At 70.5% G+C, this 23698-nt stretch carries 22 protein-coding genes and 2 pseudogenes; 11 read left to right on the top strand and 13 right to left on the bottom strand.

The window, feature by feature from the left end; all coding sequences use genetic code 11:
• Positions 1-61 precede the first annotated feature (61 nt).
• The 7 genes and pseudogenes from BM536_RS24625 to BM536_RS24595 all read right to left on the bottom strand — a co-directional run bounded on the left by BM536_RS24625 (position 62) and on the right by BM536_RS24595 (position 7559).
• Positions 62-922: an alpha/beta fold hydrolase gene (locus BM536_RS24625; RefSeq protein WP_073496343.1), complete on the bottom strand. Its 861-nt coding sequence runs from the start codon at positions 920-922 to the stop codon at positions 62-64.
• A 41-nt stretch (positions 923-963) separates the two neighbouring features.
• Positions 964-2349, bottom strand: a complete 1386-nt coding sequence (locus BM536_RS24620; protein WP_073496341.1) for an NAD(P)/FAD-dependent oxidoreductase — start codon at positions 2347-2349, stop codon at positions 964-966.
• Between the two features lie 155 nt (positions 2350-2504).
• Positions 2505-3683, bottom strand: a complete 1179-nt coding sequence (locus BM536_RS24615) for an MAB_1171c family putative transporter (protein ID WP_094103475.1) — start codon at positions 3681-3683, stop codon at positions 2505-2507.
• A 226-nt stretch (positions 3684-3909) separates the two neighbouring features.
• A pseudogene (locus BM536_RS44415) lies at positions 3910-4896 on the bottom strand (MAB_1171c family putative transporter); the annotation flags it as partial.
• Complete coding sequence (locus tag BM536_RS24605) at positions 4893-5402, bottom strand: toxin (RefSeq protein WP_094103474.1); 510 nt, start codon at positions 5400-5402, stop codon at positions 4893-4895. The gene BM536_RS24605 and the pseudogene BM536_RS44415, both read right to left, overlap by 4 nt.
• Before the next feature lie 178 nt (positions 5403-5580).
• Positions 5581-6948, bottom strand: coding sequence for an MAB_1171c family putative transporter (locus BM536_RS24600; protein ID WP_094103473.1), 1368 nt, complete (start codon positions 6946-6948; stop codon positions 5581-5583).
• Positions 6945-7559 (bottom strand): toxin-antitoxin system, toxin component family protein, encoded by a 615-nt coding sequence (locus BM536_RS24595; RefSeq protein WP_211362940.1) that lies wholly within the window; start codon positions 7557-7559, stop codon positions 6945-6947. Before BM536_RS24595 ends, BM536_RS24600 begins: the two co-directional genes overlap by 4 nt.
• Before the next feature lie 253 nt (positions 7560-7812).
• Between BM536_RS24595 and BM536_RS24590 the strand changes: the two genes are divergently transcribed.
• From BM536_RS24590 to BM536_RS24565, 6 genes are all read left to right on the top strand, one after another.
• On the top strand, positions 7813-9171 hold the full coding sequence (locus BM536_RS24590) for an extracellular solute-binding protein (protein ID WP_073496335.1): 1359 nt from the start codon (positions 7813-7815) through the stop codon (positions 9169-9171).
• Positions 9168-10109, top strand: a complete 942-nt coding sequence (locus BM536_RS24585; RefSeq protein WP_073496333.1) for a carbohydrate ABC transporter permease — start codon at positions 9168-9170, stop codon at positions 10107-10109. Before BM536_RS24590 ends, BM536_RS24585 begins: the two co-directional genes overlap by 4 nt.
• The gene (locus BM536_RS24580) at positions 10106-10990 is read left to right on the top strand and encodes a carbohydrate ABC transporter permease (RefSeq protein ID WP_073496331.1); all 885 of its coding nucleotides are present in this window, start codon (positions 10106-10108) and stop codon (positions 10988-10990) included. The genes BM536_RS24585 and BM536_RS24580 overlap by 4 nt, the downstream gene beginning before the upstream one ends.
• A 74-nt stretch (positions 10991-11064) precedes the next feature.
• Positions 11065-12039, top strand: a complete 975-nt coding sequence (locus tag BM536_RS24575; protein ID WP_073496329.1) for an arabinan endo-1,5-alpha-L-arabinosidase — start codon at positions 11065-11067, stop codon at positions 12037-12039.
• A gap of 85 nt (positions 12040-12124) precedes the next feature.
• Positions 12125-13639: an arabinosylfuranosidase ArfA gene (gene arfA, locus BM536_RS24570; RefSeq protein WP_073496328.1), complete on the top strand. Its 1515-nt coding sequence runs from the start codon at positions 12125-12127 to the stop codon at positions 13637-13639.
• A 33-nt stretch (positions 13640-13672) separates the two neighbouring features.
• Positions 13673-14134 (top strand): RrF2 family transcriptional regulator, encoded by a 462-nt coding sequence (locus tag BM536_RS24565; RefSeq protein WP_073496326.1) that lies wholly within the window; start codon positions 13673-13675, stop codon positions 14132-14134.
• An 18-nt stretch (positions 14135-14152) separates the two neighbouring features.
• Here the strand turns inward: BM536_RS24565 and chvE are convergent, their stop codons facing one another.
• Positions 14153-15238 carry a multiple monosaccharide ABC transporter substrate-binding protein gene (gene chvE / locus BM536_RS24560; RefSeq protein ID WP_073496324.1) on the bottom strand — a complete coding sequence of 362 codons (1086 nt, stop codon included), beginning with the start codon at positions 15236-15238 and terminating at the stop codon, positions 14153-14155.
• A 556-nt stretch (positions 15239-15794) separates the two neighbouring features.
• Here chvE and BM536_RS24555 point away from each other — a divergent pair.
• Positions 15795-16445 carry a DUF4360 domain-containing protein gene (locus BM536_RS24555; RefSeq protein ID WP_073496323.1) on the top strand — a complete coding sequence of 217 codons (651 nt, stop codon included), beginning with the start codon at positions 15795-15797 and terminating at the stop codon, positions 16443-16445.
• A gap of 41 nt (positions 16446-16486) precedes the next feature.
• Here BM536_RS24555 and BM536_RS24550 read toward each other — a convergent pair whose 3' ends face one another.
• Both BM536_RS24550 and BM536_RS24545 read right to left on the bottom strand, forming a co-directional pair.
• A complete protein-coding gene (locus BM536_RS24550) occupies positions 16487-16789 on the bottom strand; it encodes a DUF397 domain-containing protein (RefSeq protein WP_073496321.1) in 303 nt (100 codons plus the stop codon).
• Positions 16786-17628 (bottom strand): helix-turn-helix domain-containing protein, encoded by an 843-nt coding sequence (locus BM536_RS24545; protein ID WP_073496349.1) that lies wholly within the window; start codon positions 17626-17628, stop codon positions 16786-16788. Before BM536_RS24545 ends, BM536_RS24550 begins: the two co-directional genes overlap by 4 nt.
• A 127-nt stretch (positions 17629-17755) precedes the next feature.
• Between BM536_RS24545 and BM536_RS24540 the strand changes: the two genes are divergently transcribed.
• A complete protein-coding gene (locus BM536_RS24540) occupies positions 17756-18235 on the top strand; it encodes an ATP-binding protein (RefSeq protein ID WP_073496319.1) in 480 nt (159 codons plus the stop codon).
• A gap of 32 nt (positions 18236-18267) precedes the next feature.
• On the opposite strand, the gene BM536_RS24535 is transcribed toward BM536_RS24540, so the two are convergent.
• Positions 18268-19176, bottom strand: coding sequence for an NAD(P)-dependent oxidoreductase (locus BM536_RS24535; protein ID WP_073496347.1), 909 nt, complete (start codon positions 19174-19176; stop codon positions 18268-18270).
• A gap of 84 nt (positions 19177-19260) precedes the next feature.
• On the opposite strand from BM536_RS24535, the gene BM536_RS24530 reads away from it, so the two are divergent.
• Positions 19261-19629, top strand: coding sequence for a winged helix-turn-helix transcriptional regulator (locus tag BM536_RS24530; protein WP_073496317.1), 369 nt, complete (start codon positions 19261-19263; stop codon positions 19627-19629).
• Between the two features lie 118 nt (positions 19630-19747).
• Here the strand turns inward: BM536_RS24530 and BM536_RS24525 are convergent, their stop codons facing one another.
• A complete protein-coding gene (locus tag BM536_RS24525; RefSeq protein WP_094103531.1) occupies positions 19748-20572 on the bottom strand; it encodes an intradiol ring-cleavage dioxygenase in 825 nt (274 codons plus the stop codon).
• 242 nt (positions 20573-20814) lie between these two features.
• Between BM536_RS24525 and BM536_RS24520 the strand changes: the two genes are divergently transcribed.
• Positions 20815-21831: an arabinan endo-1,5-alpha-L-arabinosidase gene (locus BM536_RS24520; protein WP_073496316.1), complete on the top strand. Its 1017-nt coding sequence runs from the start codon at positions 20815-20817 to the stop codon at positions 21829-21831.
• Positions 21813-23246, top strand: a complete 1434-nt coding sequence (locus BM536_RS24515; protein WP_094103472.1) for a family 43 glycosylhydrolase — start codon at positions 21813-21815, stop codon at positions 23244-23246. The genes BM536_RS24520 and BM536_RS24515 overlap by 19 nt, the downstream gene beginning before the upstream one ends.
• Before the next feature lie 282 nt (positions 23247-23528).
• Here BM536_RS24515 and BM536_RS43140 read toward each other — a convergent pair.
• Positions 23529-23698 (bottom strand): annotated as a pseudogene (locus BM536_RS43140) (histidinol-phosphate aminotransferase family protein); the annotation flags it as partial.

Genomic DNA, 23698 nt, shown 5'->3' with positions numbered 1-23698 from the left:
GCCCAACCCAACCCAACCGACCCAACCCAACCCAACCCAACCCAACCGACCCAGCCGCGCGTCAGTCCGGCAGGCCTCGTACGAACTCCGCTACCAGGGTGGCCACCGCGGTCGGGGTTTCCATGTGCATGGGGTGGGCGGCGTCGATCCGGTCGACGGTGAGTGTCGGCCGGGTGCGGGTGAGTGCGGTCAGTTCGTCGGAGACGCCCTGTGCGAACCGGGTGCTGAATTCGGCGAACCACTCCATGCCGGGTGCGGGCGGTAGCCGTCGGCCGGCCTGGACGACCAGGAGCGGCCGGTCGACCCCGGCCAGCCACGGCGTGACACCGAGCGAGCCGAGCCGGTGGAGTTCGCCGACGATCTCCCGCGCCGTCGCCCGCTCCGGCAGGGTCTGCCAGGTGCCGTCGGGCAACGGGCGTGCGGCCGTGCGGGCGGAGGCCTGCGCGAGGTCGGCGGGAATGCCGAGCCGGGCGGAGTGGGCGACCTGCTGCTCGATGTACTCGGGCGGCGCGATGGCCCCGGCCGAGGCCAGCAGTCCTTCGCTCAGCCGTTCGGCGCCGGGGTGTTCGCGCCCCCACCAGAAGCCGTCGAGGTTCACGGCGGCACGGGCTCGGGCACCGTCGGGGTCGGCGCGGGCGTACTCGACCGCGACCATGCCGCCGAGGGAGTGGCCCACAACCACGGCCTCCGGCACGCCGTGCGCGTCGAGGGTGTCCGCGATGTGCCGCACCACGGCGGGGAGGGTCCAGGGGGAGATGCCGGGGGAGCGGCCGTGTCCGGGAAGGTCGACGGCGAGGACGCGGTGCCCGGCGGTGAGCAGGGCTGCCGCGGCGTTCCAGTCGGTCAGCGACCGTCCGTAACCGTGCAGGAGAACCAGTTGCGGGCCATCGCCACCATAGTCATGAGCATGCAGGAGTGTCATCGGGCTCCACCCTAGAGAGCACACAGCCCGCCGAACACCGATTAAAGATCTCGCAGAACCACCCGCTCCGCCCCGGTCAACGGCGGCCCCGCCGCGGCTGGCAGCGACGGTCCGTTCAGGGTGGCGAGGAGGGCCGACGGTCGCAGCAGCCGCTCCGGCCCCGCCGTGAGGCCGGTGACGTCCCACAGCGCCGAGGCAGCGCCGTACGAGCCGGTGGCCGTCCGGATCACCCGCCGGGTGAACATGGTGACGAGCCGGTCCGCGATGGTCGGTGCCCCGCCCCGCGTCCCGGGGAACCAGACGTCCTGGCTGACAGCCATCGTCCAGGCCGCCTCCACCGACGACGCGGCACCCCGCTGCACCCGCCGCGCGAGCCCCGCCGAGCCGACCCCGCCCTGTCGCAGCTCCCGGCTCAGCACCCGTGCGCCGAGCGCGGCCACCGACATGCCCTGCCCGTACGCGGGGTTGAAGGTGGCCAGCGCGTCGCCGAGGGCGACGAACCCCTCGGGCCACTCCCGCACCTTCTCCAGGTACCGCCGCTGGTTGCTGGTGCTGCGGCTGACGTGGATGTCGGTGAGCGGCTCGGCGCCGGAGATCAGCTGTCCGACGAGGGGGTGCGGCAGATCGAGGGTGTACCGGAGGAACCCGTCAGGGTCGGACGGCGGTTCGCCCCCGCCCCGCGTTCCGGCGAGGCTGACCATCCACCGGTCGCCCTCGATGGGCAGGACCATGCCGCTGCGTCCGGGCAGCCCCTGATAGGGGTTGGCCTGGATGATGGTGAGCGGGAACCCCTCCGCCCCCGCGGGCGTGCGGTAGATCCGCGTGGCGTTGACGAGCCCCGCGTCGACCGTCTTCTCCCGGACACCGGAGATGCCCAGCCCCGAGAGCCAGTTGACGACCCGCGACCCGCGCCCGCTGGCGTCGACCACGAACGCGGCGTCGATCACCTCGTCCCCGTCGGGGGTGGAGACGCGTACGCCCGTGACGCGCCGCGCGTCGCCGGTCAGCGCCAGCGCCCGACCCTTGCGGACCTGGGCCCCGGTGTTGGCCAGTACGGCGTCCCGGACCGCCCAGTCGAGCAGCGCCCGGCTACAGGTCATCATCCGGGGGCCCTCATGGCGCCAGCGTCGGAACCAGCCCTCGGGCGTGAGGGCGATCATGCCGGAGCTGAGCGATATCTCGCGGGCCCCGGCGGCGAGCAGGTGCTTGCGCATGCCGACGCCCGGCACGAGGTCCTCCATGGCGGCGAGCCCGCCGGCCATGAGGAGGTGGGCGTGCCGGCCCTGCGGCAGGCCCCTGCGGTGCTCCGGCCCGTCGGGCAGGTCGTCCCGTTCCAGCACGGTCACCTCGTCCACGACGGTGGACAGGGCCGCCGCGGCCAGCATGCCGGCCAGGCCGGCACCGATGACGACAGCTCTACGGGACATGGGGCTCCTCGTACTCGGCCACGAAGGCAGACAGACCGGCAGGCAGGCAGACCGGCAGACGGACAGGCATACAGGCACGCGGACAGGCATACGGACGAGCGGTCGGGCATCCCGAAGCCGGACATCACGAAGCCGGACATCGCGAAGGACGACCTTCAGCCGCCCTGGATGGCTTTCACCGTACCTTCACCGACCGTGTCCGGGACCGGGGTTCGCGCCAGTGCCTGGGCCAGTTCGACCAGCCCGGCGGCGCCGGACACCTCGGTGGCGTGCAGCCGGTGGGTGCTCGGTGTCTCGCACGGTGCCTCCCGCGCGGCGGCCCGCCGGGCGGCCTCGGCGACCATGGCGGCCTCCGCGGCGACCCGCGCCTCGTGCGCAGTACGGCCCTCGCCGAGGGCGGCGGCGAGCGCCCGCGACCGTACCCGGTCGTCGAAGTAGGGGGCGAGGGCGAGCAGCGCGTCGTGGATGGCCACCTCCCGCCAGTGCAACCGCTCCTCGGGCAGCCGCCACCAGGACACGGGCGGCTTGGGCGCCAGCGACACGAACCCCACGCGGTTCCACAGGGGTCGCAGCCGCCGGTGGTCCCGCAGCCCGCGCCCGTGCGCGACGGCCGCCGGCAGCAGCCGGGGCAGGACGAATCCGGCGGAGAAGAGGAGCGCGGCGAGGGCGGCCATCGGCGGGGCGACGTTGGTGGAGAGGAAGTCGAGGTCGTGTCCGGTCCAACGGGCGACGACGGCCGTGTACTTGGTCAGCTGGAAGCCGAGCAGGTCCAGCAGCGTGCCGACGAGGATCAGCAGCAGCCCGGTCCGCAGCAGCCCCGTGACCTCGCGCGCCCACTTCACGCAGACCACGGCCATCGCGACGATGGCGGCCGTGTGCCCGAGCAGGTAGAGGACGATCATCTCCCGCATGTAGGGCGTGTTCGCGTAGTACGTGTCGAGGTCGGTGAGGCGCTCGGTGGGCGCGTCGGCGAGCGCGAACAGGACGATCACGGTCACGATCAGCGGCCCGTACACGGCGATGCTGCGCAGCACCTGCCGCCGTACCCGCTCGGGCGGCCCGCCCCGCCAGTAGGCGAGCAGGGTCAGCAGCGAGCAGCTGTACGCCGAGAGCATGCCGTAGGTCAGTGGGGCGCCGAAGTTGGGGGTGCCGGTGAGGTCGTTGACGGCGGCCAGGGTGGCCGGCGCGGAGCAGACGAAGACGAGCGCGCCGAGGGTGATGGCGACGCAGGTGGAGGCGGTGAGGGGGTTGGGCGCGGCCGACCGGGGCCGGTGGAACAGCACGGCGGCGGCGAGCAGGAGGACGGCACCGGCGAGGTAGACGACGAGGCTCACGCGGTCGACCGCCCCTCGGCCGCGACCGGCGCGGCTTCCGGCCCCGCCTCCGCCTCCGCGACGGCGGCCCGGACGAGCGGTTCGCCGGCCAGCGCGTCGGCGATGCGCACCAGGGCGGCCGGGTCGGTGGCCCGCTCCAGGAACCAGTCGGACTCCCCGGGCCCGCCCGCGTCACCACCGTCCGGCCCGGCGTGCGCCTCCCGTCGGACGCCGCCGCGATGGCGGTCGCCCAGGCCGTCGCGGCGGCCCGCTCCGGATCACCGGTGCGGCGCAGGGCGGCCCGCAGCGTCACGTCGTACAACGCGCGGTCGACGTAGGCGTCCAGGTGGGTCAGCGCGTTGTGGATGCTGGTCCGGCGCCACACCAGCCGGGTGGCGGGCCGGGCCCAGCGGGGCGGGGGCAGCCGCAGGGCGTGGCGGGTGAGGACGCCGTCCAGTTCGCGTTCCAGGGGTTCGAGGCGGGCGTAGGTGCGCCGGGTCCGCAGCCACTCCGTGAGCCGGGGGCCGGCGAGCGGGACGAGGACGCCGACGACCGTCAGGAGCGCGCCGAGCCCGGCCGCCACCGGGGAGGTCTCGGTGACGAGGGTGGACCAGTCGTGGCCGGTCCAGCGGGCGGCGACGGCGGAGAGTCTGGCCAGGCTGTACACGGTCCCGCACAGCGCGCCGAGGCCGAGCGTGACGAGGCCCGTCTGCAGCCGGCCGCGCACCTCGCGGGCCCAGCGCAGCGCGGAGACGGCGGTGACGCCGGCGGCGGCGAGATGCCCGAGCAGGTAGAGCAGGATCATCTCGCGGACGTAGGGGGTGTTGGCGTAGTAGGTGTCGAGGTCGGTGCGCCGCTCCACGGGCGCGTCGCCGAGGACGAACATCGCGGCGATGCCGAGGAGGAGGAGCGTGTACGCCAGGATCCAGCGCCGTGCGGTCCGGCGCACCCGAGGTCCGCCCCGCCAGTGCACGATCAGTACCTGCGAGGCGGCGCTGTAGCCGGTGATCGCGGCGTACGTCAGCGGCGCGGCCAGGTTGGGCACCCCGCTGAGCCGGTTGACGGTGCCGACAGTGGGCGGGGCCCCGAGGACGAAGCAGAGTCCGGCCAGGCCCAGTACCGCGCAGATGGACCGCAGGTAGGGGTCGTGCCGGTGGCGCAGCAGGTCGGGGGCGCGAGCCAGCAGGCCGAGCCAGAGGGCGGCGGCGCTGAGGTAGTGGGGGAGGCCGTTCATCGCCGGGTCCCCCGGTAGTTGAGGGCCGCGCCGATGCGTCCGGCGATGTCCTGGGTGTCGTCCCCGCGGTCGGCGTACACCGAGTCGGCGGAGGCCTCCAGCCAGGTGCGCAGCCGGCGGCCCATCAGCATGCCGAAGCGGTCGGCCTCCTGCTCGTCGGAGAGGGTGAAGTCGGTGCGGGCGGCGGCGGCCGGGGCGGCGCCGGGGACGGCGTCGGCCTGACGGCGGTGCATGTGCCACACCTCGTGGCAGAAGATGACGATCTGGTGCCAGACGGCGGCCCGCTCGTCGATGACGACGTCGTCGTGGTTCTCGCCCTCCAGCCAGAGGCCGCTGGCGGTGTGCGGCGGGAACACCGAGCGGTGCACGACGATCTCGCGGCCCCGCCAGCGCGCGGCCGCCTCGACGACCGCGTCGAACAGGACATCGGGCTCGGCCGGGACCGGCACCCGGATGGGAGCGATGAGCGTGTCGGCGAGGCGACGCATCTCCCTGTTCGTACGCACGGTTCTCCCCGTGGCTGCGCGGGTGTTTCGGTCCGTGCAATATGCCAAGACCGGTGCCGTCTCAGCTACCTCGACCCTCGCGGGCGGGAGTATTCGGCGCGAACTAGGCGGGGAGGAACCGGCTGTAACGGGTGAACGGGATACGGCACCCCGGCGACCGTGGCCGAAAACCCCCGCTCTAGCGCTCGACGCCCTCGCGTCCCACCGGTCCCGCCGCCCGCACCCTCTCATCCGCATCCGCATCCGCATCCGTAGCCGTAGCCGCATCCGCATCCGCAGCCGCAGCCCCAGCCCGCTCCCGCACCGCCCGCACCGCGTCCGGATGCCGCAGCGCGCGCGACACCGCCCCGATGTCCCGCAGCAGATCGGTCGTGTCGGCCTCGCCGGAGCCGGAGCCGGAGCCGGAGCCGCCGCCGTCGCCGTCGCGTTCCCGCCCGTGGCTCCTGGCGTCCGCCGCGTCGAGCACGGTCACCGCGGCGGCCAGCGCCTTGGCCCGGTCCGGCGGGTGGCCGAGGGCGAGGGCGGCGTCGTACGCGCGTCCGCGCAGGTCCTCGTCGACGAACCGGGACAGGGAGAGCAGCCCGTCGCGGATGAACGTCTCCCGGCGGATCAGGCGCAGTTCGGGCGTGGCCCGCAGGACGCGGGGGACCCCGCCGCCGCTGCCCGTCTTCATCAGCTGGTACAGCGGCCGGAGTTCGCGTACGGCGTTCCGCACCTGCCGGCGGTCGTGCAGGTACTGGCCGGTGTGCGGAAGGATGAAACCCACGGCGATGAGGATGGCGGACAGGCAGGCCAGTGGCGGAGCCACGGCCGTGCTCAGCCAGTCCAGGTCCCGCCCGGCCCAACGGCCGCCGACGGCACTCAGTTTGGCCGCGTCGAAGGCCAGCTGGAGCGCGTAGCCCACGCCGAGGAACTTCAGCCCCCAGCGGAGCAGGGAGTCGAGCCCGTCGGCGCGTACCCAGTTCCAGATCAGCGCGTTGGTGACGAGCGTGGCCACGGTGTGCGCCAGCAGGTAGAGGACGATCATCTCGCGGGCGTACGGCGTGTTCGCGTAGTAGGTGTCGAGGTCCCGCAGTCGTTCCTCGGGCATGTCGGCGAGGGCGAACAGCACCCACAGGGCGACGATGACGGCGGCGTAGGTGCCGAGGACCCAGCGCATGGCGGAGCGGGTGCGGGGGGAGCGGTCGGACAGGCCGTTGCGCCAGGTGATGATCAGCAGCAGACACGAGCCGCAGAACGCGGTGAGCAGGGAGTAGACCCAGGGCCCGGAGATGTTGGGCACGCCCGTGATCCGGTTGACCGAGGCGATCGTCGACGGCGCGACGAACACGAACACCGACAGGGCGAGCACCAGCAGCCCGCCGACCGCGCGCAGCAGTGGGTCGGTCCAGAGCCGGATGATGCTGGGCAGCTTGATGGCCAGGGCGGCGGCCAGGATGCCGGCCGGGATCCACCAGAAGGAGGGGTAGAACTCGTTGACGAAGCCGGCCGGTGTGAGGGCCGGCGGTTCGGTGAGCCGTGCCGCCGCGGGGGCCAGGTCGCTCATCGCCGGTCCGCACCTCCGCGTCCCCGGTAGCCGAGGGACCGCTGGACGGGTTCGAGGGGAGCGGCGGCGCGGGTGTCGCCGCCGTACAGCAGGGGCCGTAGCGTGGCGGCGAGCCGGTGGCCGAAGTCGTCGGCCTGGCCCTCGTCCTGCGCGCGGGAGCCGTTGCGGGCGGCGACCGCGAGGGCGAGGTCGCGCCAGGCGGGCCGTACCGCGAGGGCGCGGGCGGCGGCCGTGCCGGTGCTGTGCCGGTGGTCGTGTCCAGCGTGCAGGTGCCACAACTCGTGTCCGAGGATGACCAGTTGCTGCACCTCCTCGGCTCGTTCCTCGACGATGACCAGGTCGAAGTCCTCGAACTCGACGCACAGCCCGGTCACTTCGATCTCGTCGGGGAATCGCTCGAAGCGCAGCTCGACGGGCCGTCCGCCGCGCAGCGCGGCCATCTCCTCGCACAGCGCCTGGGACACCTCCCGTATGCCGGCCGGGGTCCGGGGCCGGGCCCGCAGTGCGGCGGACAGTTCGCCGGCGAGGTGACGCATGGCAGGTCCGGTCCTCGCGCGCCGGAGCGCCGAGGCGATCCGGGCAGCCGTCCCGCGCACGCCCGCGATGTCCATCCGGTCCCCTTTCCCACCGCCCTGCGGCAGCCGATCCGAGGCTACGCGGCCGGACGTGTCCCCGTCACGTGATGTCGGCCCGGCGCGGCACCTTCACAGGAAGCTGAAGAACCCTCACAGAAAGCGCTATCAGACTCGCTGTCAAAGGTTGCCGTGAGTCCTGTCAGAAGCATTGACGTGACGGCGCATCGAATTTACGGTCCCGTTCGAAGTTACGGGCATGATTCGAGATACCGAACAGTTAGGGCAGGGCATGGGACGACCTGACCTGAGTCGCAGGCGACTTCTGGCCGCCGCCGGCGGCCTGACCGTCGCGGGAAGCTTCGGCTTCGCGGCACTCGGAACCGGAGCCGACGCACTCGCCTCCGGAGCGGACACCCGGGTGCGCTACTGGAACCTCTTCAGCGGCGGCGACGGATACAACATGATCGCGATGCTGGACGCCTTCCGTGCGGACAACCCCGGCATCGACGTCAAGGACTCCACCCTCCAGTGGGGCAGCCCCTTCTACACCAAGCTCGCCATGGCCGCCGCCGGCAACCGCGCACCGGACCTCGGCGTCATGCACATGGGCCGGGTCACCGGCTTCTCGCCCGGACGACTCCTTGACCCCTGGGACGTCCGGCTGCTCGCCAAGTACGGCGTGCGGGAGGCCGACTTCAACCCCGCGCTGTGGAAACGGGGCGTCATCGACGGCAAGCTCTACGCCCTCCCGCTCGACATCCACGTCCAGCTCTGCTTCTACCGCAAGGACGTGCTGAAGAAGGCGGGCCTGCTCGGCGCCGACGGGCGGATGGTGCCCGTGACGTCCACCGACGAGTGGTTCGACATGCTGAAGGAGGCCAGGGGAGCCACGAAGAAGGGGCTGCAGACCCTCGGCATGTGGCACAACGACCAGAACTTCCAGTGGTGGTTCTTCGTCGCCTTCTACACCCAGCTCGGCGGCACCTGGTTCGACGCCGCCAACACCGAGGTCACCTTCGACACCGACAAGGCGACCCAGGTCCTTCAGTTCCTGCGCCGGCACCTGACCGAGGGATACACCAACCCGGCGTTCGGCGGCGGAGCGGGTGCCGAACAGGTGCTCAACGGCGCCCCCTTCGCCTGGGAGGGCAACTGGTCGGTGCCGGTCTTCGACGCCGCGAAACTCGACTACGGCGCCACCCCGCTGCCGCCCGTCTTCGGCGAGCAGGCCACCCACGCCGAGTCGCACGCCTTCGTCCTGCCGCACCAGTCCGGCCGCGGCGGCGCCGCCGACGAGGCCGCGCACCGACTCGCCGCCTACGTCGTCACGCACGCCCGGCAGTGGGCGGCCGGCGGACACATCCCGGCGTACACACCGACCCTGTCCACCCCGGCGTACCGGAAGCTGAACCCGCAGAGCGAGTACGTCACGGCGATGGACCACCAGGCCACCGAGCCGAAGGTCTGGTTCGCGGGCTCCACCGGCATCCTGGCCCAGCGCGTCGGCCCGATCGTCGTCTCCTCGACGGTGGGCTCCGCCGAGCCGGACGTCGCCGCCGGCCGCATGAAGGGCATGCTCACCGAGCTGCTCGCCTCGAAGAACCCCATGGACGGCAGAACCGCCGCGCAGGGAGGTGCGGTCGCATGACGACGACCGGCGCAGAGACCGTCATCCGCCCGGCGCGCGCGAGGACCGCCGCGCTGAGCGCCACCGTCCGCAGCAGGCAGGGATTCCAGCACGGCGGCTGGTTCGTCGCCCCGTTCCTGGCGCTGTTCACGCTCTTCGTGATCTGGCCGCTGCTGCGAGGTGTGTACCTCAGCTTCACGGACGCCAACATCTCCGGCGACGGCACGAGCTTCGTCGGCCTCGACAACTACCGCGAGGCCGTCGGCGACCCACTCGTGTGGGACGCGCTCGGCCACAGCGGCTACTTCACGCTGCTCGTCGTGCCGTGCATCACGGTGCTCGCCTTCCTCCTCGCGATGCTCGCCCACCACATCGAACGCGCCAAGTGGCTGTGGCGGCTGTGCTTCTTCGCCCCGTTCCTGCTGCCGTCCACGGTCGCCGCCAACCTCTGGCAGTGGCTGTTCAACCCGGGAACGGGCATGGTCAACCACGTCTTCGGCGTCGAGACACCGTGGCTGACCGACAAGTCGTACGCCATGCTCGCCGTCGTCATCTGCACCCTGTGGTGGACGGTCGGCTTCAGCTTCCTGCTCTACCTCGCCGCGCTCCAGGGCATCCCCGCGCACCTCTACGAGGCCGCCAAGCTGGACGGCGCGAACGCCTGGCACCGCATGGTCCACATCACGCTGCCGATGCTGCGCAACATCACCGGACTCGTCATCGCCCTCCAGATCCTCGCCTCGCTCCAGGTCTTCGACCAGGCGGTCGTGATGATGGACTTCGGCACCGGCCCCGAGGAATCCACCCGCACCTTCGTGCAGTACACCCTCGAACAGGGCTTCACCAGCTACCGCGTGGGCTACGCCTCCGCGATCTCGATCATCTTCTTCGTGCTCATCGCGGCCGTCGCCCTGGCGCGGATGTGGCTGCTGCGCAACCGTGAGGAGGGCGTCCGATGACCACCGCCGCACAGACCGCCGCAGAGGCCGCCACGCCGGTACGGGCCACGTCCCGCAGGGCCTGGTCGCCCAGTCAGATCGTGCTCACCCTGCTCGGCGCGGCCGTCTCCATGGTGTTCCTCTCGCCGCTTCTCTGGGCGGTGTTCACCTCCCTGAAGGCGGAGACCGAGGCCGTCGAGGTGCCGCCGCACTGGCTGCCCGAGGACTGGACGGGCCAGGCGTGGTCGGCCATGTTCGAGACCGGCAACATCACCAACTGGTTCGTGAACTCCCTCGTCGTCTCGGTGTGCGTGACGGCCGTGGTGCTGCTGGTGGCCGCGCTCGCCGGCTACGGCTTCGCCCGCACTCAGTTCCGAGGCAAGGGCTTCCTGATGGGCATGGTGATGGCCGGCCTGATGGTCTCCCCGGCCGTCCTCGGGGTGCCGCTGTTCACCACCGTCCAGCAGATGGGCATGGTCGACACCTACTGGGGCATGATCCTTCCGCAGTGCGCGCCCGCCGCGATGGTCTACATCCTCTACAAGTTCTTCCAGGGCATCCCGCGCGAACTGGAGGAGGCGGCGTTCATCGACGGCGCCGGCCGCTGGCGGGTGTTCTTCACCATCGTGGTCCCGCTCTCCCGCCCTTCGCTGGCGGCGGTCGGCATCTTCACCTTCATCGCCTCGTGGAACAACTTCCTGTGGCCGTACATGGTGACCAACAACCCCGACCTGATGACCATGCCGAACGGCATCGCGACCGTCATGAACTCCTACGGCATCCAGTGGGCCCAGCTCATGGCCGGCGGTCTCATGGCCGGCCTGCCGCTGATCATCGTCTTCGTCTTCTTCCAGCGCCAGATCGTGGCGGGTGTCGCGCACACCGGCCTCGCGGGCCAGTGACGGCGGGCGACGGCAGGCGACAACAGGCGACAGAACCGGTAACGGCCAGTAACTCCCCAGAAGGAGCTACGCAGTTGAAGCGCCTCAGCATCGCGGCGGTACTCGCCGCGGCCCTCCTCACCCTTCTCTCCCCGCTCCCCGCGACCGCACAGGCCGCCGCCCCTCCCGACCCGCGGCCCCTCACCGGCCAGCAGATCATCCACGACCCCACGGTCGTCCGCCTGCGCTCCGGCGGTTACGTCGCCTACTCGACGGGCGGCGTCATCGGAGCCCGCCTGTCGAAGGACGGCAGGCACTGGGACGACGCGGGCAACGCCTTCGCCGAGCCGCCGAGCTGGTGGTACGAGTACAACGACACGGGCGACCCCTGGGCGCCCGACATCTCCTACCGGGCCGGCCGCTACTGGCTCTACTACGCCGTCTCCTCCTGGGGCACCAACCACTCCGCGATCGGCGTCGCCACGTCCCGCACCGGCCTGCCCGGCACCTGGACCGACCACGGCAAGGTCCTCACCTCCGGGACCACCGACTCCTGGAACGCCATCGACCCGGCGCTCGTGGAGGCCCACGGCAGGCTGTGGATGTCCTTCGGCTCGTACTGGACGGGCATCCGGATGGTCGAGCTGAACCCGGCCACCGGCAGGGCCCTACCCGACCCGACCGTCCACCACCTGGCGACCCGCCCGGACGCCCCGTACGCGGTCGAGGGCCCGTACATCGTCCGGCACGGCCGCCACTACTACCTCTTCGCCTCGTACGACGCGTGCTGCGCGGGCGTGGACTCCACCTACCGGATCAAGGTCGGCAGGGCTACGACGATCACCGGCCCGTACGTCGACAGCGCCGGCACCCCGATGCTGGAGGGCGGCGGCGACCTGCTCCTGGAGGGCCACGGCAGGTACGTCGGCACGGGAGGCCAGTCGGTCTTCCGCGACCGGGGCCGGGACTGGCTGGCGTACCACTACTACGACGCCGAGGACGAAGGCACACCCAAGCTCGGGCTGAACCGGCTGGTCTGGACGGAGAACGGCTGGCCCGAGGTCGTCTAGGCGCGCGGAGCCCGCGTGACCAGCCCCCGACCCCCACCCCTCGCAGACGAACCGCACCCCCCGAACGCACCCCCTCGAGGAAAAGATGCGTACCGCCCGCTTCACCCTCGACCCCGCCTTCACCGTCGGTCAGGTCGACCCCCGTCTCTTCGGCTCCTTCGTGGAGCACCTCGGCCGCTGCATCTACACCGGTGTGTACGAGCCGGGTCATGCCACCGCCGACGAGGCGGGCCTGCGGCAGGACGTCCTGGACCTGGTCCGTGAACTCGGTGTCACCGCGATCCGCTACCCCGGCGGCAACTTCGTCTCGGGCTACAAGTGGGAGGACTCGGTCGGCCCGGCGGAGAGCCGCCCCCGCCGTCTGGACCTGGCCTGGCACTCGACGGAGACGAACCGTTTCGGTCTCTCCGAGTTCATGGCCTTCCTGAGGAAGATCGGCCCGCAGGCCGAGCCGATGATGGCGGTCAACCTCGGCACCCGCGGCGTGGCCGAGGCCCTCGAACTCCAGGAGTACGCCAACCACCCCTCGGGCACCGCGCTTTCGGACCTGCGCGCCTCCCACGGGGACAAGGACCCCTTCGGCATCCGGCTCTGGTGCCTCGGCAACGAGATGGACGGACCCTGGCAGACCGGCCACAAGACGGCGCGGGAGTACGGCCGGATCGCCGCCGAGACCGCCCGTGCGATGCGCCAGCAGGACCCCGGTGTCGAACTCGTCGCCTGCGGCAGCTCGGGCCAGTCGATGCCGACGTTCGCCGAGTGGGAGGCGACGGTGTTGCAGGAGACGTACGACCTGGTCGACCACATCTCCCTGCACGCCTACTACGAGCCCCTCGACGGCGACGTGGACTCCTTCCTCGCCTCCGCCGTCGACATGGAGTCCTTCATCGAGAACGTGGTCGCCACCTGCGATCACGTGGGTGCCCGCCTGAAGTCGAAGAAGAAGATCAACCTCTCCTTCGACGAGTGGAACGTCTGGTACATGTCCCGCTGGCAGGAGCAGGCGACGACGTTCGCGCAGGACGACTGGCCCGAGGCCCCCCGCCTGCTGGAGGACAACTACAGCGTCATGGACGCCGTCGTCTTCGGCTCCCTGCTCATCGCCCTGCTGCGGCACGCCGACCGTGTCGCCGTCGCCTGTCTGGCCCAGCTGGTCAACGTCATCGCGCCGATCATGACCGAGCCGGGCGGTGCGGCGTGGCGGCAGACGACGTTCTTCCCGTTCGCGCAGGCGTCCCGGTACGGGCGGGGCGAGGTGCTCGACGTCCGGGTGGACTCACCGACGTACCGGACGAGCAAGTACGGCGAGGCGGACCTGCTGCACGCGACCGCCGTCCGTGCGCAGGACGGCTCGGTGACGGTCTTCGCGGTCAACCGGAGCCGTACCGAGGCGCTGCCGCTGGAGGTGGCCGTGACCGGTCTCGGGGTCTCGCGGCTGGTCGAGCACAGCGCGCTCGCAGACGCCGATCCGGACGCCCGCAACACGCTCGACGACCCCGAGCGGGTCGCCCCGCACGCGGTGGACGGTACGGCGGTCACGGACGGGACGCTGACGGCGACGCTGGAACCGCTCTCCTGGAACGTGATCAGGCTGGCCTGACCGGACGGTGCCGCCTGCCCCCACAATGTCGGTATGAGGATCTCGGCACGGGCGGACTACGCGGTGCGGGCGCTACTGGAACTGGCCGTACGGCAGGGGGGCGGCGACCCGGTGAAGGCGGAGGCGATCTCCGCCGAGCAGGGCATCCCGCACAAGTTCCTGGAGGGGATCCTCGGTGACCTCCGGCGCGGCGGCATCGTCGAGAGCCGTCGCGGCGGAGGCGGCGGCTACCGGCTCGCCCGCGACCCGGCGCGGATCACGGTCGCGGACGTGATCCGCGCGGTCGACGGCCCGATCGTCTCCGTCCGCGGCGAACGCCCGACCGGCCTGACGTACACGGGCACGGCGCGGCCCCTGCTGCCCGTGTGGATCGCCCTGCGCGCCAACGTACGCAAGATCCTGGAGGGCGTCACGGTCGCCGACATCGCCGCGGACGCCCTCCCGGCCCCGGTCCGTGACCTGGCGGCGGAACCGGCGGCCTGGGAGAACCCGTAGAGCCGGTGGCGGCGACCGCTACTTCAGCTCCTCGGCGGTGTAGTAACCGGCGAGGACGAAGCTGTAGTTGCTCTTGTCGACGCTCGCCGGCTGGAGCAGGTAGGCGGGCACGTCCTTCACACCGTTCTTGTAGCCCCTTCTGTTGTTGATCCTCGGCGTCCTGCCCTTGAGGATGTCGTCGGCCATGTTCGCGGCGACCGTGGCGAGTTCGCGGAGGTCCTTGTAGACGGTCTGCGACTGCTCACCCGCGATGATCGACTTCACCGAGGCCAGTTCGGCGTCCTGACCGGTGATGATCGGGAGGGGCTTGCTGTCGGAGCCGTAACCGTACGACTTGAGCGCGGACAGGACGCCCAGGGAGATGCCGTCGTACGGTGACAGGACCGCGTCGACCGTCTCGTTGTTGTACGACTTGGACAGGACGCGGTTCATACGCTTCTGGGCGGTCGGTCCGTCCCAGCGCAGCGTGGTGATCTTGTCGAGCGTGGTCTCGCCGGAGCGGACGACCAGTTGCCTGCTGTCCAGGTACGGCTGGAGCAGGTGCATCGAGCCGTCGTAGAAGTACTTGGTGTTGTTGTCGTCGGGGGACCCGGCGAACAGCTCGATGTTGAACGGGCCCTTGCCGTCCTCCAGGCCGAGTTGCTCGATGATGTAGCGGGCCTGCTGCCGGCCGACCTGCTCGTTGTCGAAGGAGACGTAGTAGTCGACGTTCTCGGAGCCGAGGATGAGCCGGTCGTAGGAGATCACCGGAATGTCCGCGTCGGCGGCCTGTTGGAGCACACCGGTCAGCGACTTGTTGTCGATGGCCGCGATGATCAGCGCGTCGACGCCCTGCTCGACCAGCTTCCCGACCTGCGCGACCTGGGCCTTCGGGTCGTCGTCACCGTAGACCAGCTTGGTCTGGTAGCCCTTGGCCTGGAGGTCCTTGACGACGCTCTTGCCGTCGGTGAGCCAGCGCTCGGAGGCCCGGGTCGGCATGGCGATCCCGATGGTGCCGCCCCCGGAGCCGGAGCCGCTCTCGCCGGTCTCGCCGCAGGCGGACAGGGTGAGGGCGAGGGAGACGGCTCCGGCGATGGTGCCCAGGGCGGCTCTTCGAGTGCGCATGGTGATCGTTCCTTGTTCTTCTCGTCGTTGAGGGGGGTCCCGGCGCGCCGGTGTCGTACCAGGGGGATCCCGGGCGCGCTGGACAGAACGAACTGGGGACACGTGCGGTGGTGCGGTCCGGCATCCGGGTCTCGTCGACTCTCGTGATGCCCCTGCCCGCCTGCACCTGTAGGTGTGTCGGGCCGCGCCACGGCATTCCGGCCACGTGTGCGCCGACTCCGATGCTCCGGCAAGCGCTTGCCTTCCGCCGTTCGAAATCTCGTCACATGGTCGGAATGATGGCGAGACCCTAGGAGGGAGTGTGAAGGCTGTCAACGGGTCGAACAGGAATGATTACAGAGGGGAGTTGAGGCGAGGGGTGAAAAGGGTTACCGGGGGATACCCGAGTGCCGCTGTGAACGGGGCGGGGTGAATGGCCGGAGTTCGGCCTGGCCGGGCCACGGGGGCCTCCCTACGATGCGAACGCCCCGAGGCTTCACGTCAACTCCATTGATTCTTCACAGAGTTGACGTGCCGACCCCTTGGGCGCAGCCACCCCCCATCCCAGGGAGAGACCATGACAGGTGGGCTCCTTCTGAGCGGTGCCGTCGCCGCTCTCATCACCTCAGCGATACCCGCGCACAACCCGTCCTCCGGGTTCGTCGACCCGCCCCCGGACAAGATCGTCATCAACATCGCCACGGTGAACGGCTCCGGCTGTCCGGCGGGCACCGCGGCCATCGCGGTCTCCGAGGACAACACCGCCTTCACCGTCACCTACAGCGACTACCTCGCCCAGGCCGGCGGCAACTCCGACCCCACGGCGTTCCGCAAGAACTGCCAGCTCAACCTCGTCGTCCACGTCCCGCAGGGCTTCACGTACGCCATCGCCAGCGCGGACTACCGGGGCTTCGCCATGATCCAGCCGGGCGCCAGCGCCGTGCAGCGGGCCTCGTACTACTTCCAGGGCTCGTCGAGCACGGTGTACAAGAACCATCCCCTCAGCGGCGCCTACAACGACAACTGGCAGGCGACCGACACCACCGACTGGGCGCAGCTCGTGTGGGCGCCCTGCGGGGTCCAGCGCAACTTCAACATCAACACCGAGCTACGGGTCAACGCGGGCAGCTCTGCACCGGGCAAGGTCAGCTTCATGACCATGGACTCGACGGACGGCGAGATCAGCACCGTGTACCACATGGCCTGGAAGGAGTGCCCGGCCAAGTGAGCCGGAGGGGCCGCCCGCGGAGGTCGCGGGCGGCCCTGTCGTCACTTCCCGGCGTGGGCGACGAACTCGGCCCAGGCGGCGGGGGAGAGGGCGAGCTGAGGACCGTCCTTGTCCTTGGAGTCACGGACGTGGATGTGGTGGGGGAGGGTGGCGACTTCGATGCAGTCGCCTGAACCGCTGCTGCTGTAGCTGGACTTGCGCCAGGAGTCGGCGACCTCGATGCAGTTGTCGCCTGAACCGCTGCTGTAGCTGGACTTATGCCAGGAGAGGGCTACCTCGATGCAGTCGTCACCTGAGCCGCCGCTGTAGGTGCTCTTGAACCAGGTCAGTTCATCGGTGCTCATAAGTCTCCTCGCATCCGCTGCAACAGGCCCGTTGAGTCTCTGAGAGTGAGAGCCTGTGAGCGCATCCTGGCATACCGCATCTGAAGCGTGCTCACCACTTGTCGGTCAGCGATGAGCTGGCCGCTTTCCTGCCCCTCGCAGTAGGCGAACCACTTGTTCTCCGGCGTTTCCAGCAAGCGCACGGGGCCGTCCAGCCCCGCGTGCGCCTCTTGCGCGGTAGGCATGATCTGGATCTCCACGTTCCTCAGTTCGCCGATCCGCAACACGTGGTCGATCAGCTCGCGCGTTACCTCCAGGCCACCGGTACCACGCCGGAACAGATGCTCTTCCAGGATGAAACTGAAGGCGGTGTTCGGTCGCTCCGTCAGCAACTGCTGACGTCTCGACCGCTCGACCCACTGCGCCTCGATCTGGTCGTCGTCGAGCGGCGGTAACTGGTTGCGGAAAAGGGTGCGGGCGTACGCCTCTGTCTGCAACAAGCCAGGCACCAGACGGCATTCGTAGGCGTAGAGCGTGATCGCCTTGCTCTCCAGCCTGGCCCACTGCCTGAACCAAGCCGCCAGCCCAGGCCGCCGCGCCAGATAAGGGGCCGCCGCCCGCAACGCCCCGGTGTTCCCCAACACCCTCTCCGCCGCCTCGACGAAGTCGACGTCCGGCATGCGCCTGCCCAACTCCACGGAGGCCACCGTGTGTTTGGAGAAGCCCACGAGCCCGCCGAACTCCTCCCTGCTCAGCCCGTTGAACTCGCGCAGTGCCTGGACGACCGCCCCGAACGTCCGCAGACTGTCCGACGACTCCGGCTCACCGCTGCCCGCACCCACCTGCCCGTCGACCACCATGGTCACCTCCCGCACCCCATGGTCACGGACGGTGACGAGTACTGTCCAGCCCGTGACCGCGTACGCTCGCGCAGCGTACGCGGCTCGGGCCTGGTGAATCCCGGGAGCGGACCGTCACATTGGCGGCATGACAGTACGTCCCACCCCCCAACCCCTGGTTACCGTACGTGTGTTCACCCAGCGGCTCAGTGCCACGCCGAGGGGTGCCCGCCTGGCAAGGCACCTCGCGCTGCACCAGCTGGAGACCTGGGGCATCCCGCACGGCACGGACCTCTCGGAGGCGGTCGCGGTGATCGTGGCCGAGCTGGCGGCGAACGCGGTGACGCACGGTCGCGTACCGGGAAGGGACTTCGAGCTGAGGCTCGCCCTGATCCCGGGCAGCGTCCGCGTCGAGGTCACCGACACGCGTACGGGCTCGCGCCCGCCCGGCCCCGGCGCCGTACGCCCTCCGTGCCTGCTCGGCGAGTCGGGGCGGGGCCTGCTCCTGGTGGACGCGCTGGCGGCCCGCTGGGAGGTGCTGGACCGCGACCCGCCGCCGGGCAAGACGGTGCGCGCGGAGGTGGACGTACCCGGCTGGCTCGGCATCGCACGGAGAGCCGGCGCCTGACCGGGGCTGAGAACCGGCCGGTTCCGGATCGGTCAGCGCGGCTCTCGGATGCTGTCGATGATGCGGGTCCAGTTGTCGCCGCCGTGTCCGTTCTCGATCGCGCGCCGATAGTGGGCCTGCACGGCGAGGGGGAGCGCGAGGTCGAGGCCGAGTGACGTGCTGGTCTCGACGATGTGGTCGGACGTCGCACCCATCATGGTGACCGTGCTGAGGTCGCCCGGGTGCTCCCCGGCGTCCAGCGCGGCGCCCAGGTTCTCCTCGCCTGCCCTCAGCATGGCGGCGATCGAGTCGGTGAAGGCGAGCAGCTCCGGCACTGCTTCCGCGGCCTTCATCCCCGCGGTGCCGAGCATCGAGGTGGCGTGCATCAGGGCGGACAGGGTGGTGAGGAACACCGCGAGCTGGGACTGGTACATCATCTGGGCGAGGCCCGGATCCTCGCCCAGATACCTCGGTGTGCCGAGCCGCGCCAACGTCGCCCGGTGGTTCTCCATCACCTCCTCGGGGCCGCTGTAGTAGACGTGGGCCGCCTCCGTGCCGACCATCGGCGCCGGGACCATGACACCACCGGTGAGGAAGGCCGCGTCGTGGCCCGCGGCCCAGGTCGCTGCCTCGCGTGTGCGGTCGGGAGTGTCCGAACTCAGGTTGACCAGTGTCCGGCCGGCGAGTGACGCGGTGGGGCCGTCGAGGATGTCGTACATCGCCTGGTAGTCGGTGAGGCTGAGGATCACGAGGTCACTCGCTTCCACCGCCTCACCGGGTGTCGCCGCGCGTGTCGCCCCGTCGGCGACGACGCCGTCGGCCCGGCCGGCGGTGCGGTTCCAGACGGTGACCGGGTGGCCGGCGGTGAGGAGGGTGCGGGCTGTCGCCTGGCCCATGGGGCCGAGCCCGATTACGGTGACAGCGCTGTCCTGGCTGGTGGTGCGGTTCTGTTGTGCGTTCACCGCTCCATGCTCGGCCAGCGCCACAACTCTCGGAAGTACCCACTATTTTCTGCGGTACTTACCTTTTCGTAAGGGGGATCGGTGATGGCCAGAGCGCCGAGATACGGGCCTTACACCTGCGGCATCGACGCTGCGCTCGACGTGGTGAGCGGCAAGTGGAAGGGGTTCATCCTCTGGGAACTCGAAGTCCATGGCGTACGCCGCTTCGCCGAACTGCGGCGCGGTATGCCAGGAGTGAGCGAGAAGATGCTGACCCAGCACCTGCGTGAGATGGAGGAGGACGGACTCGTGCACCGGGAGGTCTATGCCGAGGTACCGCCGAGGGTGGAGTACTCCCTGACCGAGCACGGCCGCACGCTCAATCAGGCGCTCGGGCCGCTCGGCGCCTGGGGAGGTGAGCGGATGCGTCGCGAAGGCTTGGAAGCGGCGACAGCCGAGATCCCCCAGGGCTAGGTTCTGTCCGGCCGGTCTCCGGCGGTCGGAGCGGCTGTCCTTGGCCGTCGTCGCTCACGGACCCGTGCCGCCCGCGGACCGGGCGCCGCCGCGACCGCGGTGACGCCCGGCGCGGTGGTCAGCGTTCGACGCCCAGGGTGAGCGTCCCCGCATACCCCGCGGAGGTCGTGCCGCCCAGGGCGGTGAGGGTGAGGAGGCCGGAGGCGGCACCTCCCTCGTCGTAGATGGAGTCCTGGGCGAGGGTGGTGCGGGTGACCGTGTTCGTCGAGTACGGGGAGACGCGGGCGACCGCGTTCGTGATCGTCTCGCTGAAGAACAGCTGGCCGGTGTGGATTTCCTGGCCGCCGGTGAAGTGGCCGTCCGGGGTCACGGTGACGTTCGTGTGGACCTTGACGTGGATGTGGACGCAGCGGCCCCGGTACCAGCCCGGGTAGATGGTCGTGATCGCCGCGACGCCGCTGGAGTCGGTCAGCACACCGCCGCGCAGGAAGGTGCCGCTGTCGGGCCCGTCGTGGCCGTTGTTGCCGACGAAGCCGGAGTACTCGCCGAGCGCGTCGGAGTGCCACAGCTCGACCAGGGCGCCGGCGAGCGGCGCGCAGGTGTCGTCGTCGACGACGGTGAGCGTCAGCTTCAGCGGGATGCCCGCCTTGCCTTCGGTGATGTCGGTGCGGACGTACTGTCCGTCGAGGTGGTAGGGCCCTTCGGTCATCTCCTTCGTGAGGGTGCACACGGCCGCCGCGGCAGCGGGAGCGGTGTCCGGTGCGGCCGGAGCCTCGGGCGTGGTGGCCGCGCCCACGGCCAGGGCGGCGGCGGTGGCGCCGGTGGCGAGCAGTACGGCGCGGCGCCCGACGGGGCGGTGGGGTGCTGCCGGGGATACGTGCGGGGGTCCGTCCGATGTGACGTGCGGGGATCCGTCCGGGGTGACGTGCGAGGTGTCTGTCATGAGCACGGCACCGTAGGGAGGGTTCCTGTCGGCAGGCTGTCAGTTGGGCAAAGTGACGGGCCGTCAAGTCGTCTGCCGGACAATGGGGGCCGACGGGCCCAGGGTTGCGAAAGGGCTCTCGCAACAGTTTCGGTGACTGCGCGGACCATTGACGCGTGAGGGGTTCGATCCTACGGTCCCGTCCGACGACGCGACTGCCGTTCGAGACTTCGGACGGCGCACCCCACTGAAGGAGCGTCCGCATGAGCCGCACCCCACGAACCCCCGGTGCCCCCCGCACCTCACGTACCTTCCGCACCTCCCGACGAGCCGCACTGTTCTCCCTCCCCGCCGCGGTCCTGCTCGCCCTCGTCCCCTCGGCCGCCTCCGCCTACCCCAACCCCGGTACGGTCACCGGGTCCACGGTCGTGCACGACCCGACGATGATCCGCACCTCCGGCGGCCGTTACCTCCTCTACGCCACCGGCGGCGGCCTCTCCTACCGCACCTCCACCGACCGCATCGCGTTCGGCGCGGGCGGCGACGCCTTCTCCACGAGGCCGGCGTGGTGGTCCTCGTACGGGACGACCGAGGCCTGGGCGCCCGACATCTCGTACCAGGGCGGCAAGTACCTCATGTACTACGCCGTCTCCACCTTCGGTTCCAGCAGGTCCGCCATCGGACTGGCCTCTTCGACGACCGGACTGCCCGGCTCCTGGACCGACCACGGCACCGTGTACACCTCCACCACCTCCAGCGACTACAACGCCATCGACCCCAACCTCTTCGTCGACGACAACGGCAAGTGGTGGCTGTCCTTCGGCAGCTGGTGGACGGGCCTGAAAATGATCCAGCTCGACCCCGGCACCGGGAAACAGCTGTCGGGCAACACCACCCGCTACTCCCTCGCCTCCCGCCCGACCGGGACCAAGGCCGTCGAGGCGCCGTACATCGTCAAGCGAAACGGCTACTACTACCTCTTCGCCTCGTACGACACCTGCTGCGCCGGCACCAGCTCCACCTACAAGGTCAAGGTCGGCCGCGCCACCAGCGTCACCGGGCCGTACCTCGACAAGAACGGCGTCGCCCTCATGAACAACGGCGGCACGCCGGTGCTGGAGTCGCACGGGCGGTACATCGGCCCGGGCGGTCAGTCGATCATGAAGGACACCGACGGTGACCTGATCGTCTACCACTACTACGACGGCAACGACAACGGCACACCCAAACTCGGCATCAACCTTCTGAACTGGAGCAGCGGATGGCCCGTCGCCTACTGATCCTGCTGGCCGCGCTGCTGCTCGCCCTGTCCGTCGGGCAGCCCACCGCGAGCGCGGCCTCCTTCGCCAACCCCGTCAAGACACAGAAGGGCGCCGACCCCTGGATCACCCACCACGACGGCAACTACTACATGGTGGCGACGAGTTGGACGAGCGTCATCACCATCCGCAAGTCCGCCACCCTCGCCGGACTCGCCACCGCGCCCAGCGTCCAGGTCTGGCAGGGTGACGCGGCGAGCCGCTGCTGCAACATCTGGGCGCCCGAGCTGCACTTCCTCAACGGCCGCTGGTACCTGTACTACGTCGCCGGGCAGAACGTCACCGACTACAACCCCACCCAGCGCACCCACGTGCTGGAGAGCACGGGCTCCGACCCCCTCGGGCCGTACACCTACCGCAACCAGCTCAACTCCGCCTGGATGCTGGACCCGACGGTCGCGACGATCAACGGTCAGCTGTACCTGTTCGGCAGCGCGAGCGGCGGGACGCAGAACCTCGTCGCGGCCCGGATGTCCAACCCGTACACCCTCGCGACCGGCTTCTCCACGATCTCGACGCCCACGAACTCCTGGGAGACGAGCGGCGGTGCGGTCAACGAGGGGCCGGAGATCCTCCAGCGGGGCGGGCGGACCTTCCTGATCTACTCCGCCAGCGGCTGCTGGACCCCCGACTACAAACTCGGCCAGCTGACCCTCACCGGCAGCGACCCCCTGTCGGCGTCCGCCTGGACCAAGAAGTCCACCCCCGTCTTCCAGCGCAACGACGCCAACGGTGTCTACGGCCCCGGCCACAACGGCTTCTTCACCTCACCCGACGGCACCGAGAACTGGATCGTCTACCACGCCAACGACGCCGCGTCGGAGGGCTGCGACAACGGGCGTACGGCCCGTGCGCAGAAGTTCACCTGGAACTCCGACGGTACGCCGAACCTCGGTACGCCGGTCCGTCTGGGAGCCAGTCAGACCGGGCCCTCCGGGGAGCCGTCGGCCGCCTCCACGACGTACACCGTGCGGAACCGGAACAGCGGCAAGTGCCTCGAGGTGGCGGGGAGTTCCGCCGTCGACGGGGCGAACGTGCAGCAGTACACCTGCAACGGAGGCGCGAACCAGCGGTGGCGGCTGGAGGACCAGGGCGACGACACGAGCCGGCTCGTGAACGTCGCGACCGGAAAGGTCATGGACACGGCCGACTGCTCCACCGCCGACGGGGCCGACCTGCGGCAGTGGTCATGGCTGAACAACACGTGCCAGCGGTTCCGGTTCCTGGCGACGGACAGTGACTACGTCCGCATCGTGAACCAGGCCACCGGCAAGGTCGCCGACGTCTCGAACTGCTCGACGGCCGACTCGGCGGACGTCCGCCAGTGGACGTGGCTGAACAACACGTGCCAGCAGTGGCGCCTGACCCCGTCCTGACTCCCCGGAGTTCCCCCCCCCGTCCAGGGGGCTGCGCCCCCCTGGACCCCCGGCCCATGCCCACCCAACCACCCGTCTCGGTCCCTCGGAAAGCGACCGCATTCCTGAGGGCTCCGCCCTCAGACCCCCGCCCTGTCCCGACCCCACGACCCGACTCGGTGGGATGAGAGGCGACGGTCACGGCACTTCCGCGAGGGCCACTTCTCGGCCGACCGAGTCGGGTGGTGGGATGGGCACAGGCCCCGGGGTCTGGGGGCGGAGCCCTCAGGGACGTCGGCCGGGTCAGCCCGCCTGGCCCATTCCCGCGGGGTTGGGCCAGTTCTGGGCGTTCGGCCAGCCTGTCGTCGCCGCGGGGGAGAGTCCGTTCGTGCCCCGCACCTGCGCGGCCGTGAGGCCACCGCGGGCGGGCACCCCCGGCGGGGTCTGCCCGCCGGGCCCACCCATCGGCCCAC

The sequence above is a fragment of the Streptomyces phaeoluteigriseus genome (assembly GCF_001896135.2).
Lineage (GTDB): Bacteria > Actinomycetota > Actinomycetes > Streptomycetales > Streptomycetaceae > Streptomyces > Streptomyces phaeoluteigriseus.
The sequence above is the reverse complement of the archived record's forward strand: the minus strand, read 5'-3'. Positions and strand labels throughout refer to the sequence as shown.